The organism is Neobacillus bataviensis LMG 21833 (assembly GCF_000307875.1).
GTDB lineage: Bacteria > Bacillota > Bacilli > Bacillales > Cytobacillaceae > Neobacillus > Neobacillus bataviensis.
This window is the reverse complement of record NZ_AJLS01000136.1, coordinates 1-16,009: the sequence shown is the minus strand read 5'-3', so window position 1 is coordinate 16,009 and position 16,009 is coordinate 1. Positions and strand designations below refer to the sequence as shown.

Sequence of the window (16,009 nt, the reverse complement as noted above, 5' to 3'; positions counted from 1 at the left end):
ATCGGATGACGAAAATTCACCTTCTTATGAAGAAAGAAGAGATAAAAGAGGAGAAAATAGCAGATGGGAAAAAACACGCAGTTGTCTTAGATGTTCTTCTGGCGACAACCACGATTGTTTCGGCTTTAAAGGATGGTGCAAAGGAAGTCATTCCTGTATTACATAGCAATGAAGCTATGGAACTAGCAATAGAGTATCAAACGGGAGACTATATACTTGCCGGCGAGCTTGATGGAAAACCTATTGACGGTTTTGTTTATCCTAGTCCAACCTTAATCAAGGAGACCATCAACGGAAAAACGTTGATTTTATCGACAACGAACGGGACTGTGGCATTACGAAAATCCGCTTCGGCTAATAAGGTTTATATTGCGTCTCTGCTAAATAATCCGGCTGTAGCCAAGGCGCTTAACAACCTTCCTGAAGACCAAACCATTCTTGTTATTTGCTCGGGAAACTCCGGTGAAACCAGTTTAGAAGATTTCTTCGGGGCCGGTCATTTCATCGATTGCTTGTTGAAAAATGGCGAATACAACCTAACAGATGCGGCCAAGTCTGCCTTATACTTTTATCGCGGCCAACATGATTCTTATGAAATCCTGCGAGATTCCTATGTTGGAAAACTATTAGACAAATATAATCAGTACGATGACTTAAAACTGGCGGCTACTAAAGGAATTACCTCAATTGTGCCTATTTTAATGGATGGAAAAGTGGTGATTGAATCATCCTGTTCTCCAGCATCTAATTAGAGTTTTGTGTAAATAAAAAAATTGGAAGATGAAAGGAAGATGAAATTGTCTCAAGAACATTTATTGGTTGAAAAATTAGGTCCAGTCCTGTCCTTAACATTAAACCGCCCTGAAAGTTTGAATGCCTTTAGCCCGGAGATGATTTTAGGATTGAAGGATGCCCTTCATAACGCCCAAAATGATGATGATATTCAGGTCATTGTGCTGTCCGGTGCTGGGCGTGCATTTAGTGCCGGCGGTGACGTTAAAACGATGGGGCAGGCAAAAGGTGTTCAAGTGTATGAACATATCGGCAAGCTAAATGAATTAATTTTGTTTATGAAAGAAACGGAAAAGCCAATTATTGCGGCCGTTCATGGGTTTGCCGCAGGAGCGGGATTTAACTTAGCTTTAGCATGTGATTTGATTGTTGCGGCAGAGGATAGTAAATTTGCGCTTAGTTTTTCGCAAGTTGGCTTAATTTCGGATGGCGGCGGATCTTATTTGCTGCCAAGACTGATTGGCCCGCACTTAGCTAAACAATTCTTCTATACGGCGGAGCCAATCCCTGCTGAGCGCCTCCATCAATTAGGGGTAATCAATTATCTTGTTCCATTGGAAAAGCTTCAGGAGGAAACAACGAAATTCGCCTTAAAATTGGCGCATGGCCCTGGCAAAGCTTTTGGAAAGCAAAAGAAATTAATCGATCAATCGTTTACCTCTTCGCTTGAGGAAATCCTCGAGCAGGAACGTCTCATCCAGACGTTAATGGTGGAAACTGCTGACCACCAAGAAGGCATTTCAGCATTCAAGGAAAAGAGAAAACCAGCATTTAAAGGGAAATAGGAGATGAGTTTGATGAAGGTTGTACAATTACAGGAATACGGTGGACCAGAAGTATTGCAGTTGATTGATATGGAAAAGCCGGTACCTACCGGTCACGAAGTAGTAATTGAAATTAAAGCCATTGGGGTCAACTATGCGGACACAGCGCGGAGGAGAGGGCAATATGTGGTGAAAACGCCGCTACCTTTTATTCCGGGTGCTGAAATTGCCGGGGTTGTCGTGGAAGTAGGAGATCAAGTTACGTCAGTTAAGCCCGGCACAAGAATCGTGACGTTAATTGAATCAGGCGGATATGCAGAATTTGCCCTTGCTGATGAGCGTTCCGTGATTCCGATTCCTGAACATTTAGATTTTCATACCGCTGTTGCCCTGCCGCTGCAAGGCTTAAGTGCCTATCATATATTAAAAACAATGGGTCGCTTGGAAAAGGGTGAAAGTGTTCTTGTCCATGCCGCTGCAGGCGGGGTTGGGACCATAGCCGTTCAGCTTGCGAAATTATTTGGTGCAGGAAAAATTATTGCTACTGCAAGTTCTGATGAAAAGTTAGCATTGGCCCGCGAAATGGGTGCGGACGTCCTCATCAATTACACAGAGCCAGACTGGGAACAGCAGGTTCTTGAAGCAACAGGCGGCAGAGGGGTAAATGTTGCGCTTGAAATGGTCGGTGGAGATGTGTTCAATAAAACGGTAAAATGTCTTGCCACGTTTGGCCGTTTGGTTATTTTTGGGGCAGCAAGCGGAGAACAAAGCCGTTTCTATCCAGGTACGCTAATGGCAAGAAATCAATCAGTCATCGGCTTTTTCCTGCCGCAAATAATGAGAAAACCAGAGCTGTTGCAGCCTAGTTTAGTAGAATTATTTACGTATCTTGGGGAAGGTAAATTGAGGCTTACCATTGGCGGAGTATTCCCTTTAGAAGACGCGGCCAAGGTTCATACATTGCTACAATCGCGAAAAACGCAAGGGAAATTGATTTTAGAGCCATAAATTTTAAGGCAAAAGGTCTTGAGGTGACTCAAGGCTTTTTTTCTGTTGAAATATTAATAAACTATGAACAAAGGATTAATATATTTGTAAGAATCGGGCAGAAGGTTTGATATGCAATGGAATTCGTTTAAACTAGAGAGAAGAATAGTTTCTTGCACGGGGGGATGGCCGATGATGAAAATATTAGTGATTGAAGATAATAAAAGTGTCTGTTCAATGATTGAAATGTTTTTTGCTAAAGAAGGCATTGATGGGGTATTTGTAAACGATGGCGTAGAAGGTTATAACCGCTTTAAAAGCGGGACATGGGATGCCCTGATTGTTGACTGGATGCTGCCCGGAATGGACGGCGTTTCGATTTGCCGAAAAATTAGAGAAGAGAAGTTTACCGTTCCAATTATTATGTTAACGGCAAAAGATAGTGAATCGGATCAAGTTCTTGGACTAGAAATGGGTGCGGATGATTATGTCACGAAGCCTTTTAGTCCACTTACCCTCATGGCCAGAATAAAAGCGGTGACGCGGAGAGTTCAGGTACAAGTACCAAAAGAGGAAGCCCATTTCCTCAAAACAGACCATTTTAAGGTCGATAAAATTACAAGAGAAGTTTTTGTAGACGGAACACAGGTTTCAAACTTAACACCCAAAGAATTCGATTTACTCTACTACATGGTGGAGCATCCTCGCCAAGTATTTTCAAGAGAGCAATTACTTGAAAGGGTTTGGGGGTATCAGTTTTACGGTGACGAACGAACAGTTGATGTTCATATTAAACGGCTCCGAAAAAAGGTAGAAACCACCGCACAGCCATTCTTCCATACGGTTTGGGGGGTAGGGTATAAGTTCGATGATTCCATCAAAACCGATGAAGTTTAAGTATATTTACCAACAATTTTTTAGTCACATTAGCGTCATCGTTGTTGCCTTTTTATTATTAAGTATGTTGTTTACCCATTATGTTGAAAATTTAATTTATGACAATAAAGCGGAAGAACTGAGTTCATTTGGTAAGGCCATTTTAAACGATTTGAAAGAGGCGCCAATTGCATCAGATCAAATTATTAATCAATACAACAATGTACTAGCTGCAAGGAATATGAGCTTTAGTATGTTTGACCAGGATGGCAAATTGTATTTGGTTAATAAACATGGGCCGGCTATTAAAAACCTGCCACCCGATAAATGGGAAAAGCTAACAAAGGGGCAAACCATTATTGTCCAAAGTGATTATAAAAGTTTTGGACAAGGCGGAGTTACATTTGTTGTCTTGCCGTACTTAAATAATGGAAATTTTTATGGAGGTATCCTATTAACGTCACCGATCAGTGGTTCGAGTAAAATGATTCAGCAAATCAATAAATTTTTGCTGTATACCATTTTGATTGCTTTCGGTGTTGCCTTTTTGCAAAGCTGGTATTTATCACGCATTCATGTCCATCGGATAACGCGGCTTCGTGAAGCGACATCACTTGTCTCTGAGGGAAATTATCATGTGAAGGTAAATTCAGCTAATTTTGATGAAATTGGGGAGTTAGCGAACGATTTTAATCACATGGTCGATAAAATCAATGCCTCGATGCTGGAAATTGAGAGTCTGGAAAATAGGAGACGGCAGTTTATGGCCGATGTTTCTCATGAAATGCGGACACCGTTAACGACCATCAGCGGCGTCATTGAAGGGCTGAAAAATGATATGATTCCTGAAGAAGACAAGGAGCGAGGGATCCATTTAGTAAGCCAAGAAGCAAAAAGACTCATTCGTCTTGTCAATGAAAATCTTGATTATGAAAAAATACGCTCTAATCAAATCCAGTTATTTAAGGAAGAGATTCAGCTTTTCGAAGTGCTCGAAATTATTCAAGAGCAATTGAGTATGCAGGCTGAAGAGAAAAATAATCGGATTGTAGTGGAGGCTGAACCTGAAATCATGGTTAACGCCGATTATGACCGTCTGGTTCAAATTTTAATTAATATTACGAAAAATAGTATCCAGTTTACCTCAGACGGAACGATTTGGCTTCGAGGAAAAACAGAGCCTAACTGGACGGTTATTGAGGTGGAAGACACCGGAATTGGTATCGATACCAAGGAAATTGAAAAAATCTGGCGTCGTTTTTATAAAGCCGATCTTTCCAGGACCACCAATCCTTACGGTGAATTTGGGCTCGGTCTTTCAATCGTTAAGCAATTAGTGGTTCTCCATCAGGGGGAAATCGAGGTATTTAGTGAAAAAGGCAAAGGAACAAAATTTGTGATTCGTTTAAAAAAAGAATAAATTTGTTAGAAGCTGCGGATGATTCTGCGGCTTTTTTTTCATTTTTCCTATAATTTCTTAATCTCGTTAAAGTTTGTTAATAATTTGTTAAGATTTGTCGGTTAAAGTATAGACAAGATAAAGAACAAATTTAAAGGAGATCGATTGTGATGGAATTCAAAAACGAAAATGAATTCGAACAAAATCAACCCCATTCAGTAGAGGATACAGAAAACACAAATAGTAATCAGGATTACAGCCATACGGAAGGAAATTCAACTGCTGTGGATGCTACCTTCACAGCTAGACCAACCGAAACCGAAAATGTAGAGGAAACAGTGGAATATGAGGAAATCGCTCCCCCTCCTGTTAGTGAAAAAACTCGTTTAACCAATCAATCGGAACCAAAAAAGTGGAAGGGCAGAGGATTTGTTTCGACGCTAGCAGCAGGTGTGATTGGATCTGTTTTGACATTAGCAGTTCTGCCACATACCGACTATATGAAAAATTTCAATCAGAATACGGAAAATCAAGTGACAAGTAGTTCATCTGCTCCCGTAAAGCCGGTTTCTTCCCAGCCGACGATGGCCTCATCTAATTCAATTGCGGATACGGTAGAAAAAATTTCTAAAGCGATTGTTGGGGTTGTTAATTATCAGCAGCAGCAAAATAATAATCCTTGGGGAGATTCTAATTCTTCTCAAAGTGTACAGACCGGTTCAGGGTCCGGGGTTATTTTTCAAAAAAATAACGACATTGCCTATATTGTCACCAATAACCACGTGGTCGAAGGGGCGTCAAAGCTCGAAATTTCACTATTTGATGGTCAAAAGACAACGGCTGAGGTCGTAGGAACAGATGCTTTAACCGATTTGGCTGTGCTAAAAATTGATGCAAAATATGTTACAGCAACGGCTGATTTCGGAGATTCATCCACACTCCGCCCTGGTGACCAAGTATATGCGATTGGAAATCCACTTGGACTTAATTTATCGAGAACCGTTACGCAGGGAATTGTCAGTGCGATTGACCGCAGCATAGCGGTTACGACATCTGCCGGTAACTGGGATACAAATGTCATCCAAACCGATGCAGCGATTAATCCGGGCAATAGCGGCGGTGCCTTAATTAACCCGCAAGGTCAAGTCATCGGTATCAATAGTTTGAAAATTGCCGAGAGTGGTGTAGAAGGATTAGGCTTTGCGATTCCAAGTAATGACCTCATTCCAATTGTGAACCAATTAATCAAGAGTGGAAAAATTGACCGACCCTATCTGGGTGTTGGACTTGCTGACTTAGACCAGGTTCCGCAAATGTATTGGCAAAACATGCCGGAAAATGTGAAAAAAGGTGTGTTAGTCATGAACATTGATCCTAATTCCGCTGCAGCCAAGGCCGGTTTCCAGCCCAAGGACGTCATTGTGTCAATGAATGGGACAGAGATTGCAAATTCAGCGGAACTAAGAAAATATTTATATACAAAAGTGAAAACGGGTGACACGATTAAATTTGACGTGTACCGAGACGGAAAACAAGTAACCTTGACTGCTAAATTAACCAATAATAAGGGAGCGTGATTCGCGGTACAATAAGACCATTCAAATTGGTCTTGAGGTGAAAAAATGAATAAAGTAGGTAAGTATGCATCAAGTGCTGAAGTAGACGATATTGAACTGATGAGGTTGGTCTTTGAACTTCCTGAAAGAGATAAAATGGTGATGTGGTCGGAAGGATACATTGACCAGGTTATTGATCAATTACCGGAATATGCCCGTGATATTTTAAAGGAACGGCAGCAAAAATGGGAAGATACGAAGGCATTTTATGAAAAGCAGTTGAATGAAATTGTCAGTGGCGAGGATTTTAACAGGAAATTGAAGGGCGAACGGAAGGAGTTCGCCCTTTTCGTCATGGAGATGTATCCGGAGTTCCGCTCCTTGCTGTTTTTAATCTATGATGGAAATCTAAAGGACGACGACTTGAGGAAGTTTGTCTATCGCAGAAGGTTTACTTCGAGAAAAAAATACCTTCATTGAGAGGGTTGGCGGAATTATGGCCAAAGTCGGCGGAATAAATAGTTTTTAGATGGATAATTGTTTTCCTAGAGGTCGTCCACCTTCGATGAAAATATTCAAAGATTCTGGCCAGCGAAATTTTGTTTATGGTATTTCAGAACACCGGGGGATTGTCCATCCACATGGTATGACAAACCGTTTGTGTCTCGATATAAACGCCACTGTTTTTATGAACCGACCGCTGAAACATGCGCAAATGTATATAATACCTTTTAACTTTTTTTGGGCTGCATCCTTTTGCGGCTCTATTTTACTCCATTCCTATCGAATGAAGTTCCAACTTTTATCATATAAGTGGTAATAAAGAACTTGGACAAGGAATGATAGGATGCTGAAAAAATTAGCGATTATTGGATTTGGGAGCACGATGATAGGCGTTGGCATTAATGGTTTTATCCTACCATTTCATTTAATCAATGGAGGGATATTCGGGATTAGCCTCCTTCTGAAATACATCTGGGGCTTTAAGGCGGGAATAACCTTCATCCTGCTCAACATTCCGGTTTATATGTTTGCCTATAAATCAGACCCGGTTTATTTTTTCAATGGGGTGATTGGTGCAATTATATCGGGAATGATGATTGAATTACTAATACCATTAAATGGAACCGTTCAGCTGCCGATTATCAGCAGTGTTATTTTCGGGGCCGTGATGATTGGCATTGGGGTTGGTGTTATGCTCCGAAATCACATTAGCCCCGGCGGGATGGACCTGCTTGCCTTATTAATAGCCAAATGGTCAAAGGTGAATGTGGGTGTAATCATGGTGGTGATTGATGCAATCATTATCCTAACCGGGCTTTTTCTTCTGAAGGATCCGAGGCTTTTATATTCACTGCTTATAATCTCCATAGTTGGTCTACTAGCGGTGCTGATTACATCGTTTCGTAGTGAAGAGGCATTTACAAAGTGAATTACAGATTGGTAAAATGGGGCAACTACCGAAATCAAGGAGATTAATATGAACCCCATAAGTGATCATTTAAAAAAGAATTTAGACATTTTGTTTGTTGGCTTTAATCCCAGTATCCGCTCGGGTGAACTAGGACACCATTATGCCAACCCGAACAATCGTTTTTGGAAGATATTATTTGAAGCGGGGTTGACACCGCGGAAATATGAGGCTGCTGAGGATGCGAAGCTTTTAGAAATTGGGTATGGGTTTACCAATATTGTCGATAGGCCAACGAAAGCAGCGGATGAAATTACGAAGGAAGAGTATAGAGAGGGCAGGGAGAATTTAAAGGGAAAAATTGAGCAATATCTGCCCAAGGTGGTTTGTTTTGTGGGGAAGGGTGTATACCAGCAATACAGCGGCCGGAAAGTGGCGCCGTGGGGGAAACAGGACGGGTCGGTTGTTCCGGGCGTGATCGATTTTGTGGCACCGTCATCAAGCGGACTGGTTCGGATGAAATTGGATGAAATTGTTGCGATTTATAAGCAGTTGGGGGGAATTAATTTAAACAAATGATGTTTTCGTAAAGAATGTTGTTAAAAGTCACTAATGACGGGTGAAATTTCACCTTATTAGAAGGTTAATCCGATATATCGGCGATTTTTGTAAGTTTATCGGCGAATCTACAATTATATCGGCGAATTGAACCACTTTATCGGCGAATCTAAAAAAGCACTAAACTTTTAGAAATGAGCCAAACATAAAAAATATCGACGGAGTGGCGTGGCCGTCGATGTTTTTTACTATAATTCAAATTTTTCCCGATAGTGTGCCAGTGCCAAAAGCGGAAAAATATAGCGGTAGCTGTGATAGTGGATATAAAAGCCACCCGCCATCCCCTGTCCTTTTGGGTAATCAGTCGTCCAGTCATCGTTTTTAAGTGCTCCAATTAAATAGTTAATCCCTTTTTCAATCTCCGGCGTTGGTTTATCTGAAACGGCAATCAGGGCATCAAGGGACCAGGCTGTATGTGTTAAAGTGCTTGCCTTCAAAGGGACGTAGGACTTTTTACTATCACTGTGACACGATTCACCCCAGCCACCATCTTTGTTTTGTATCCTTCGCAGCCAATCAACAGCTTTTTGGATAGCGGAATGATCCGCTGCAACGTCTACCGCCAATAGTCCGGTGATGGCTGCCCAAGTCCCGTAAAGATAACAAATTCCCCATCTGCCATACCAGGAGCCATCCTTTTCTTGATTTTTCAAAAGCCACCGGATTCCTCTCCTTGTGGCGGTATGCTCAGTCGATAAATTAGTATATTGACCGAAAAATTCAAGCGTTCGGCCAGTTAAATCAGCACAGGAAGGGTCAGCCAATAAAAACTCAGCTTTTTCAATTGGCATAAACTGCAATAATTTAGAATTTACATTTCTTTCAAAGGCAGGCCAGCCGCCATCATCATTTTGCATAGAGAGAGTCCAAGCGATTGCCCGTTCCCAAGTCTGCAGTTCGGAAGGGGCAATCATAGATATAGATCTTAACGCAGCGGTTGTGTCATCCACATCAGGCACAATCGTATTCACAGCAGAGAAACCCCAGCCGCCGGGCATCGTTTTCGGATTATGAATCACCCAATCTCCAAACTTATGATGCTGCCGTTCAAGCAGGTACCGATTTGCCTGGACAACCATTGGATCCTCTGGAGCAATTCCCGCTGTTTGCAAACCGAAGCCAATTAACGCGGTGTTCCACAGGTTGGCGGTGGTATATTGCATATGGGGGTAGCCGTCAATTTCGCACTTCATCGATTTAATCCCATCAATGGCCTTGGTAATAATGGGATCTGTTTTATCGTAACCGAGCGATAATAGTGCAAAAATCATTAAAAATGTAGAGCTGTAATAGCTATAGAATGTTCCGTCCGGTTCAATCCGGTCAAGCATATACTTTTTGGCCCGTTCAATGGCCAGCTTATGAAGCTGATCAGGTAATCCTAATAAATTTGTAACCCCATCTTCGATAAAAGAAAATAACGACCGGTATTCCCGGGAACGAGACCATTGGTCATCATCATTCCGATGCAAATGTAAATGTGATAGGTCGGGACTGCTCGAAGTTTTCATCGTGAATTTTTTATCGGCAACGATCATAATCGGGGTAAGATTGGCCCTGCCGAACACTGAAAATGAATAAAAGTTGATCGGGAAATGTAGCGGCAGGAGGACGACTTCAATGGGCAGCGGGGAAAAGGCAGGCCACTTATACTGTCCGGTTAAGGCAAGCATGATCTTTGTGTACATGCCAACTTCCTCTAATCCGCCATTTGCTAAAATGAATTTTTTGGCAGCCCACAGGCGGGTATCATCTTTCTGATAGTACCCCGAATATAACAACGCATAGTAAGCTTCTACTGTTGCCGTCAGATTCCCGGCGCCCTCATCATGAAAAAGTTTCCAGGCGCCGTTTTTCTCCTGTCTGCTTAAAATCCGTTTCGTTAGTCCTTCGATTAATTCTTCATCATTTATTTCCAATGTCCGTAATAAAATGATCATAAAAGCATCTGTAGATATTCCTGTTTCAAATGGATAGTCCCATGAGCCGTCGGGAGATTGGTCTTTTCGAAGCATTTCTTTAATCCAATCGATGCCAGCCTTCACAGCAGTCATACTCACACTCATTCCTCTCCCAATAAATATTCTCATCTATACATATTCTCATTAAGGCCGGAGAATTCGTAAGGGAGGTAATGTGCTATTTTTTTTATGCGAAATCGAGTGAAAACGCCGCTTGAAAGTATAACGGAAGAATTAAAGAAAAAAAGTAAAATTCCTCCATCAGCCATAAAACTAACGAAGGGTGAAGAAATACTGCTTGAAAAGATTAGAAGCAACACACGAGATCATAATTTTAATAATGTGACAAGAACAAAAGCCTATCTTGACTTTTACCTCAAGCATCCGGAAATTCAATGGGCCTTTCTCGGGCATATGGTTTCAAGAAATGGCGGCTGGAACATGACCGATCTTAAGGGTGAATTTCTGCCGAGACTGATGGCGAAAACAGATCGACATTTATTTTTCCAATTTTTAGAGCGGGGCAACTGGCTTATTTTTCAAGACGTATATCCGCAATTTTTGCTTTATGAGGAAAGCCTACGGCAACGAAAACCGTTATTCCACCTATGTGCTTTTTTTAACATTTCTACCTTTATGGAAACGATTTGGCAGCAGTTTTGGAAAAATCAGGACACCTATATCCATACCATTGCCATGGTCATCAATGAACAGAGCTACCTCGAAAATAGAGTGGTGCAAAATCCGCACTATCAAAAAGAGGTCATTAACAATTTTGAGTTTATGCTGCAAGACTGGCTTTCTTTTAACCATATCCTCTTTCCATATGGGAAAAAGCAGCTTAGCGGACAAACACTCCACCAGTTTGAAATACTCCATGAGCGGATTTTACTGGGAAAACGACTGTATACGATTCTTTTTAAAAATAAGGAAACGCACCAACAGGTTCTTGAATGGGCAAAAAGGACACCGCATACGGGGTCGAGAAAGGATTACTGGCCGCATATCTTCAATACGGTCAATGAAGGGATGCCTGGTTTTCCTTATCAGCTTCGCTTGGAATCCTGTCAGCTAAGGAAAGGAGCCCGAAAGATTTATAGTCCAACCCTCGAAAATGCCTGGAAAAATGTTAGTCAGGAAGAGGCTGAAAAAGGGGATTGGTTTGAAGATTGGCAGGTTGTCGAATACTTAACAGATGACGATGAAATGATTAATGGGGAGATTAAACATGAATATTGTAAAACACTTGAACGGCTCGAGCTTGCAACCCTGGCAAAAAAAGCGATTACCTTTTAGGTATCTTGCAAGTATAGTGCTTGCTTCCTTGCTGGGAACCTATTTAGATCTCTATTTCGTCGGGAAAGACCTTTATCAGTTTCCGATGAGGCCGTTTCCGGAGATTTTCTCGATTAATATTGCATTTACATTAGTAGGTCTCCCGCTACTTGTACTGATTTTTTTACGCACTGTTTCGCAAGTAAATAAATGGGGGAAAGCGGGAATTATTCTTTTTGTCAGTCTGTTGATGCCGATTTTTGAAAAATTAGCGGAAGTATTGGGATTGTTTGTGCATGCAGATGGGTGGCAGCATCTTTACACATTTTTTGGGTATTTGTTGTTCTTAACCATTATTACGCTGTTTTTTGAAGGGATGACAAAACAAAATAGCTAAAACAAAAAGCCGAGACAAATGTCCCGGCTTTCGTGATGCCACAAAAGTGACACCAGAGAACCCCTTCCGTCCGTACAGTGGTTAAGTGTCCCGCAACAAGCGAATGTTCGGAAGGGGTATTTCTAGTATATCACAACGATAGTGGAAATATGATTAGGAAAGGAAGTTATTTAAGTTGTCTAAACTTTCTTTTCTGCAGAGAAAAGTGTATGATAATAATGATTTTTACATAAAGGAGTGTTTTCAATTGGCGAAAAAAGGATACATATTGATGGAAAACGGCGAAAAGATCGAGTTTGATTTATTTGCAAATGAAGCACCAGGAACTGTAGAGAATTTCGAAACATTGGCTAAAAAAGGTTTCTACGATGGATTAACCTTCCACCGTGTTATTCCTGGTTTTGTAAGCCAAGGTGGCTGCCCTGAAGGTCGCGGAACTGGTGGTCCTGGATACACAATCAAATGTGAGACAGAAGGTAACCCGCACAAGCATATCCCTGGTTCATTATCAATGGCTCATGCTGGTAAAGACACAGGCGGAAGCCAATTCTTTATCGTTCATGAATCACAGCCGCACCTAAACGGTGTTCACACCGTTTTTGGTCAAGTAACATCTGGACTAGAAGCAGCAAAAGCAATGAGAAACGGCGACAAAATGGTAGAAGTAAAGGTTTATGACGAAGAATAAGTAATGTGGAGGGCTAATGATTAGCCCTCTTTTTATGTTGAATCAAATGAATGTAAAGGGGCAAATTAACCTCAAATTATAATTTTGGGGGTATATATGAAAAAGTTTGCGCTATTACTTTTCTCATTTTTATTATTACCACTACACACAAATGCCTCGGAAGAAAAAAAGGAAACCAAAGAACTGAAGGCTGCCATTATTATCGATGATTTTGGTGGCGGTACTGGCGGGGTGAGGGATTTCTTAGAAGGAGATATTCCGATTACGGCAGCTGTGATGCCTTTTACGCAAAATTCCAAAGCACATGCGGAATGGGCACATAAAAATGGTTTTGAAGTCATGATTCATTTACCAATGGAGCCGAAAAAAGGAAAAAGGTCATGGCTTGGTCCTAAGCCGATTACGGTTGACCTCACACCAAAAGAAGTTAGGAAACGAGTAGAGGAAGCAATAAAAAGTGTTCCCTACGCAGTCGGCCTCAATAACCATATGGGCTCACGTGCAGTTGAGGACGAAAAAATCGTACGGGCAATCGTAGAGCTGGCAAAGGAAAGGAGCCTTTATATCATTGATAGTGGGACAAGTCCGGACAGTAAATTCCCAAAAGTTGCAATGGAAATGGGAGTGCCGTTGTTAAAAAGAGATATATTCTTAGACGACATCTCATCCTCATCCTATACCAGAAAACAAATGTCCAGACTAGCAAGGATAACAGAATTCAAGGGACAAGGTATTGCTATTGGTCACGTCGGAATTACTGGAAAGGTTTGTTCAGTAGGCATTTTTCAATCAATGGAGGAATTTCAGAAACGAAAGATAAAGATTGTTCCGGTTTCACAGCTTTTTGCTGGAAAATTGATTGAAAAACAACTTGTTCCATGAAAAAAAGGCAGCTACCGGCTGTCTTTTTTTGCAGCCTGAACGGATTACTTTCCCTCATCCCCTCAAACTGGTAAAATGTCTCCTATCGATTTAATAAAGAAAAATAGTAACGAACAAAGGGGAAGGCAGAAAAATGAAACTAGTTTCTTGGAATGTAAATGGCCTTAGGGCTTGTGTGAAAAAAGGATTCTTGGATTATTTTCAGGAAGTAGATGCAGATATCTTTTGTGTGCAGGAAACGAAATTGCAAGAAGGACAAATCAGCCTTGACCTTGATGGATATCACCAATACTGGAACTATGCGATTAAGAAGGGTTATTCCGGTACAGCTGTATTTACCAAGATTGAACCGATTTCTGTTCGATATGGAGTAGGAACCGATGAGAGTGAAGAAGAGGGCCGAATTCTAACCTTAGAGTTTGACGACTTTTTCTTGGTCAATATCTATACCCCTAATTCACAAAGAGATTTAGCTAGAATCGGATATCGACTTGAATGGGAGAGTAGAATTCTGGAACACTTAAAAGAATTAGATAAATTGAAACCCGTCATTCTTTGCGGAGACCTGAATGTTGCCCATCAGGAGATTGATTTACGGAATTCTAAATCCAATGTGGGAAACTCTGGATTTACAGATGAAGAACGGGGAAAGATGACCAGCTTACTTTCAGCTGGATTTGTGGATAGCTATCGGCACTTTTATCCTGATCAGGAAGGTGCCTATACATGGTGGTCTTACATGATGAAGGTCCGTGAACGGAATATTGGTTGGCGGATCGACTACTTTATCGTTTCTGAAAAATTGCGTGAGAACTTAAAGTCTGCTGACATTCATTGCAATGTGATGGGTAGTGACCATTGCCCGATCGTGCTTGAAGTTGAATAATTCCGAGTGATAACTTTTACTTATTGAAATTCATAATTTACCTGTCATTTTCTTTATAACCTTGCTGCATTAAAATTATGTTATAAAGGGAATTTCGGGGGGATGAACCATGGATCTGAAAAAGGATGTACAAAAGCAATTCGGAAAAAGTGCTGATTCGTATGTGACCAGTTCCATTCATAAGGATGGAAAAGACTTGGGGAAGCTTTTGGAAATGGCCTCCATTAAAGGGGAAGAAAAGCTGCTGGATATTGCAACAGGAGGCGGTCATACAGCAAATGCCTTTGCACCTTATGTAAAAAAGGTAACCGCAGTGGATTTAACACCTGAAATATTAGCTGCTGCGGAAAAATTTATTAAAGGGAATGGGCACCAAAATGTTGAGTTTGTTCACGGAGATGCAGAGAACCTTCCATTCCCTAATGAAGCATTTGATATGGTAACCTGCAGGATTGCCCCGCATCATTTTCCTAATGTAAAAAGGTTCATTGAAGAAGTTCATCGTGTTCTTAAACCAAATGGACAATTTTTGCTCGAAGATAATGTCGTTCCTGAAGAAGATGATTTCGATCAATTTTATAATAAAATTGAAAAATGGCGGGATTTTAGTCATTTCCGTGCTTGGAAGAAAAGTGAGTGGCTTCGTAGGTTGGAATTGGCCGGTTATGAAATTGTTGAATGGCATCGTTTTGAAAAGACCTTCCGTTTCGACCCTTGGTGTAATAGGATGAACTTACCTCAAGAAGAAAAGGCAAAACTAGCGGAATTTATGAAGAGTGCAACCGAGAAAATTAAAAATAAATTTAGGCTTGTTTTAGAGGAGGGCCAAATATTTTCCTTCCAGGGAGAGGCTGTTGTTTTAAAAGCAATGAAAAGGTAAAAATAAAAAAACCGATTGCAATTTGAGCTGGTTCTCATATTGCAATCGGTTTTTTTACGGTGATTAAATGTCGTTCAGGGCAGTCCCATATTCATCGAACTCTGGTGATTTTTCATTTTGACTCGAATTCTCTAATTGTTCTTGATCAATATGAGTGACGAAATCATCTTCCTTTTTCTCCAAATACAATCTCACTGTAGCAGCATCTCCTTTCAAAAATGTTTTACTACAGTATCTTTTCCTAGAAAAAAATGTTCTAAACCTTTTAATCTCTCCTATATTTACTCATCACTTCTATTGCTTGATCAACACAGTATACGAGAACGAGTAACAAGTACGAGGGAATAATTAAAATGTGTGAAAAGTACTTTTCGGTTGCTATAAAAATCTTAAATAAATGATTGACGAATGAATAAAGAGGTAGTATGATAGTCAATGTCGCTGTGAGAAATGAGTTTTAGTTCACTAAAACAGTTAAATAATAGTTGACTTTGAAAAAATGCTATGTTAACATAATAAATGTCGCTAGATTAGTAGACAGAATATTATAAAACATATAATATTGTTCTTTGAAAACTAAACAAACAAAAACGTCAACAAACAATATTTTTTAGTTTCTATTAAGAAACTAAGCCAA

17 protein-coding genes and 1 pseudogene are annotated in these 16,009 nt (G+C 40.6%); 16 read left to right on the top strand and 2 right to left on the bottom strand.

Annotated elements, in window-relative coordinates; translation table 11 throughout:
- The first annotated feature begins 5 nt into the window (after positions 1 to 5).
- The 10 genes and pseudogenes from BABA_RS20595 (at position 6) to BABA_RS20555 (ending at position 8,364) form a co-directional block, all read left to right on the top strand.
- Complete coding sequence (locus tag BABA_RS20595) at positions 6 to 752, top strand: 2-phosphosulfolactate phosphatase (protein WP_007087179.1); 747 nt, start codon at positions 6 to 8, stop codon at positions 750 to 752.
- 45 nt (positions 753 to 797) lie between these two features.
- Complete coding sequence (locus tag BABA_RS20590) at positions 798 to 1,577, top strand: enoyl-CoA hydratase/isomerase family protein (protein WP_087946608.1); 780 nt, start codon at positions 798 to 800, stop codon at positions 1,575 to 1,577.
- A gap of 12 nt (positions 1,578 to 1,589) precedes the next feature.
- The gene (locus BABA_RS20585; RefSeq protein ID WP_007087177.1) at positions 1,590 to 2,564 is read left to right on the top strand and encodes a quinone oxidoreductase family protein; all 975 of its coding nucleotides are present in this window, start codon (positions 1,590 to 1,592) and stop codon (positions 2,562 to 2,564) included.
- A 174-nt stretch (positions 2,565 to 2,738) separates the two neighbouring features.
- On the top strand, positions 2,739 to 3,440 hold the full coding sequence (locus tag BABA_RS20580; protein WP_040347154.1) for a response regulator transcription factor: 702 nt from the start codon (positions 2,739 to 2,741) through the stop codon (positions 3,438 to 3,440).
- Positions 3,412 to 4,839, top strand: coding sequence for a sensor histidine kinase (locus BABA_RS20575; RefSeq protein ID WP_007087175.1), 1,428 nt, complete (start codon positions 3,412 to 3,414; stop codon positions 4,837 to 4,839). The genes BABA_RS20580 and BABA_RS20575 overlap by 29 nt, the downstream gene beginning before the upstream one ends.
- A gap of 149 nt (positions 4,840 to 4,988) precedes the next feature.
- On the top strand, positions 4,989 to 6,395 hold the full coding sequence (locus BABA_RS20570; RefSeq protein ID WP_007087174.1) for a S1C family serine protease: 1,407 nt from the start codon (positions 4,989 to 4,991) through the stop codon (positions 6,393 to 6,395).
- 45 nt (positions 6,396 to 6,440) lie between these two features.
- Positions 6,441 to 6,854, top strand: a complete 414-nt coding sequence (locus tag BABA_RS20565) for a hypothetical protein (RefSeq protein ID WP_007087173.1) — start codon at positions 6,441 to 6,443, stop codon at positions 6,852 to 6,854.
- Between the two features lie 96 nt (positions 6,855 to 6,950).
- Positions 6,951 to 7,109, top strand: a pseudogene (locus BABA_RS26755) (cell wall hydrolase); the annotation flags it as partial.
- A gap of 112 nt (positions 7,110 to 7,221) precedes the next feature.
- Positions 7,222 to 7,806 (top strand): YitT family protein, encoded by a 585-nt coding sequence (locus tag BABA_RS20560; RefSeq protein ID WP_007087172.1) that lies wholly within the window; start codon positions 7,222 to 7,224, stop codon positions 7,804 to 7,806.
- Positions 7,807 to 7,854: 48 nt separating this feature from the next.
- Positions 7,855 to 8,364 (top strand): mismatch-specific DNA-glycosylase, encoded by a 510-nt coding sequence (locus BABA_RS20555; RefSeq protein ID WP_007087171.1) that lies wholly within the window; start codon positions 7,855 to 7,857, stop codon positions 8,362 to 8,364.
- 227 nt (positions 8,365 to 8,591) lie between these two features.
- On the opposite strand, the gene shc is transcribed toward BABA_RS20555, so the two are convergent.
- Positions 8,592 to 10,469 (bottom strand): squalene--hopene cyclase, encoded by a 1,878-nt coding sequence (shc, locus tag BABA_RS20550; protein ID WP_420806017.1) that lies wholly within the window; start codon positions 10,467 to 10,469, stop codon positions 8,592 to 8,594.
- Between the two features lie 84 nt (positions 10,470 to 10,553).
- Between shc and BABA_RS20545 the strand changes: the two genes are divergently transcribed.
- The 6 genes from BABA_RS20545 (at position 10,554) to BABA_RS20520 (ending at position 15,372) form a co-directional block, all read left to right on the top strand.
- On the top strand, positions 10,554 to 11,660 hold the full coding sequence (locus BABA_RS20545; protein WP_007087169.1) for a DUF2515 family protein: 1,107 nt from the start codon (positions 10,554 to 10,556) through the stop codon (positions 11,658 to 11,660).
- On the top strand, positions 11,593 to 12,036 hold the full coding sequence (locus BABA_RS20540; protein ID WP_235749773.1) for a CBO0543 family protein: 444 nt from the start codon (positions 11,593 to 11,595) through the stop codon (positions 12,034 to 12,036). Before BABA_RS20545 ends, BABA_RS20540 begins: the two co-directional genes overlap by 68 nt.
- Before the next feature lie 247 nt (positions 12,037 to 12,283).
- Positions 12,284 to 12,724 (top strand): peptidylprolyl isomerase, encoded by a 441-nt coding sequence (locus BABA_RS20535; RefSeq protein WP_007087167.1) that lies wholly within the window; start codon positions 12,284 to 12,286, stop codon positions 12,722 to 12,724.
- A 96-nt stretch (positions 12,725 to 12,820) separates the two neighbouring features.
- Positions 12,821 to 13,606 (top strand): divergent polysaccharide deacetylase family protein, encoded by a 786-nt coding sequence (locus BABA_RS20530; RefSeq protein ID WP_007087166.1) that lies wholly within the window; start codon positions 12,821 to 12,823, stop codon positions 13,604 to 13,606.
- Positions 13,607 to 13,739: 133 nt separating this feature from the next.
- Positions 13,740 to 14,492 carry an exodeoxyribonuclease III gene (locus BABA_RS20525; RefSeq protein ID WP_007087165.1) on the top strand — a complete coding sequence of 251 codons (753 nt, stop codon included), beginning with the start codon at positions 13,740 to 13,742 and terminating at the stop codon, positions 14,490 to 14,492.
- A gap of 109 nt (positions 14,493 to 14,601) precedes the next feature.
- Positions 14,602 to 15,372: a class I SAM-dependent methyltransferase gene (locus tag BABA_RS20520; RefSeq protein WP_007087164.1), complete on the top strand. Its 771-nt coding sequence runs from the start codon at positions 14,602 to 14,604 to the stop codon at positions 15,370 to 15,372.
- A 63-nt stretch (positions 15,373 to 15,435) separates the two neighbouring features.
- Here BABA_RS20520 and BABA_RS28340 read toward each other — a convergent pair whose 3' ends face one another.
- Positions 15,436 to 15,567: a hypothetical protein gene (locus tag BABA_RS28340; protein ID WP_268870171.1), complete on the bottom strand. Its 132-nt coding sequence runs from the start codon at positions 15,565 to 15,567 to the stop codon at positions 15,436 to 15,438.
- Positions 15,568 to 16,009 lie beyond the last annotated feature (442 nt).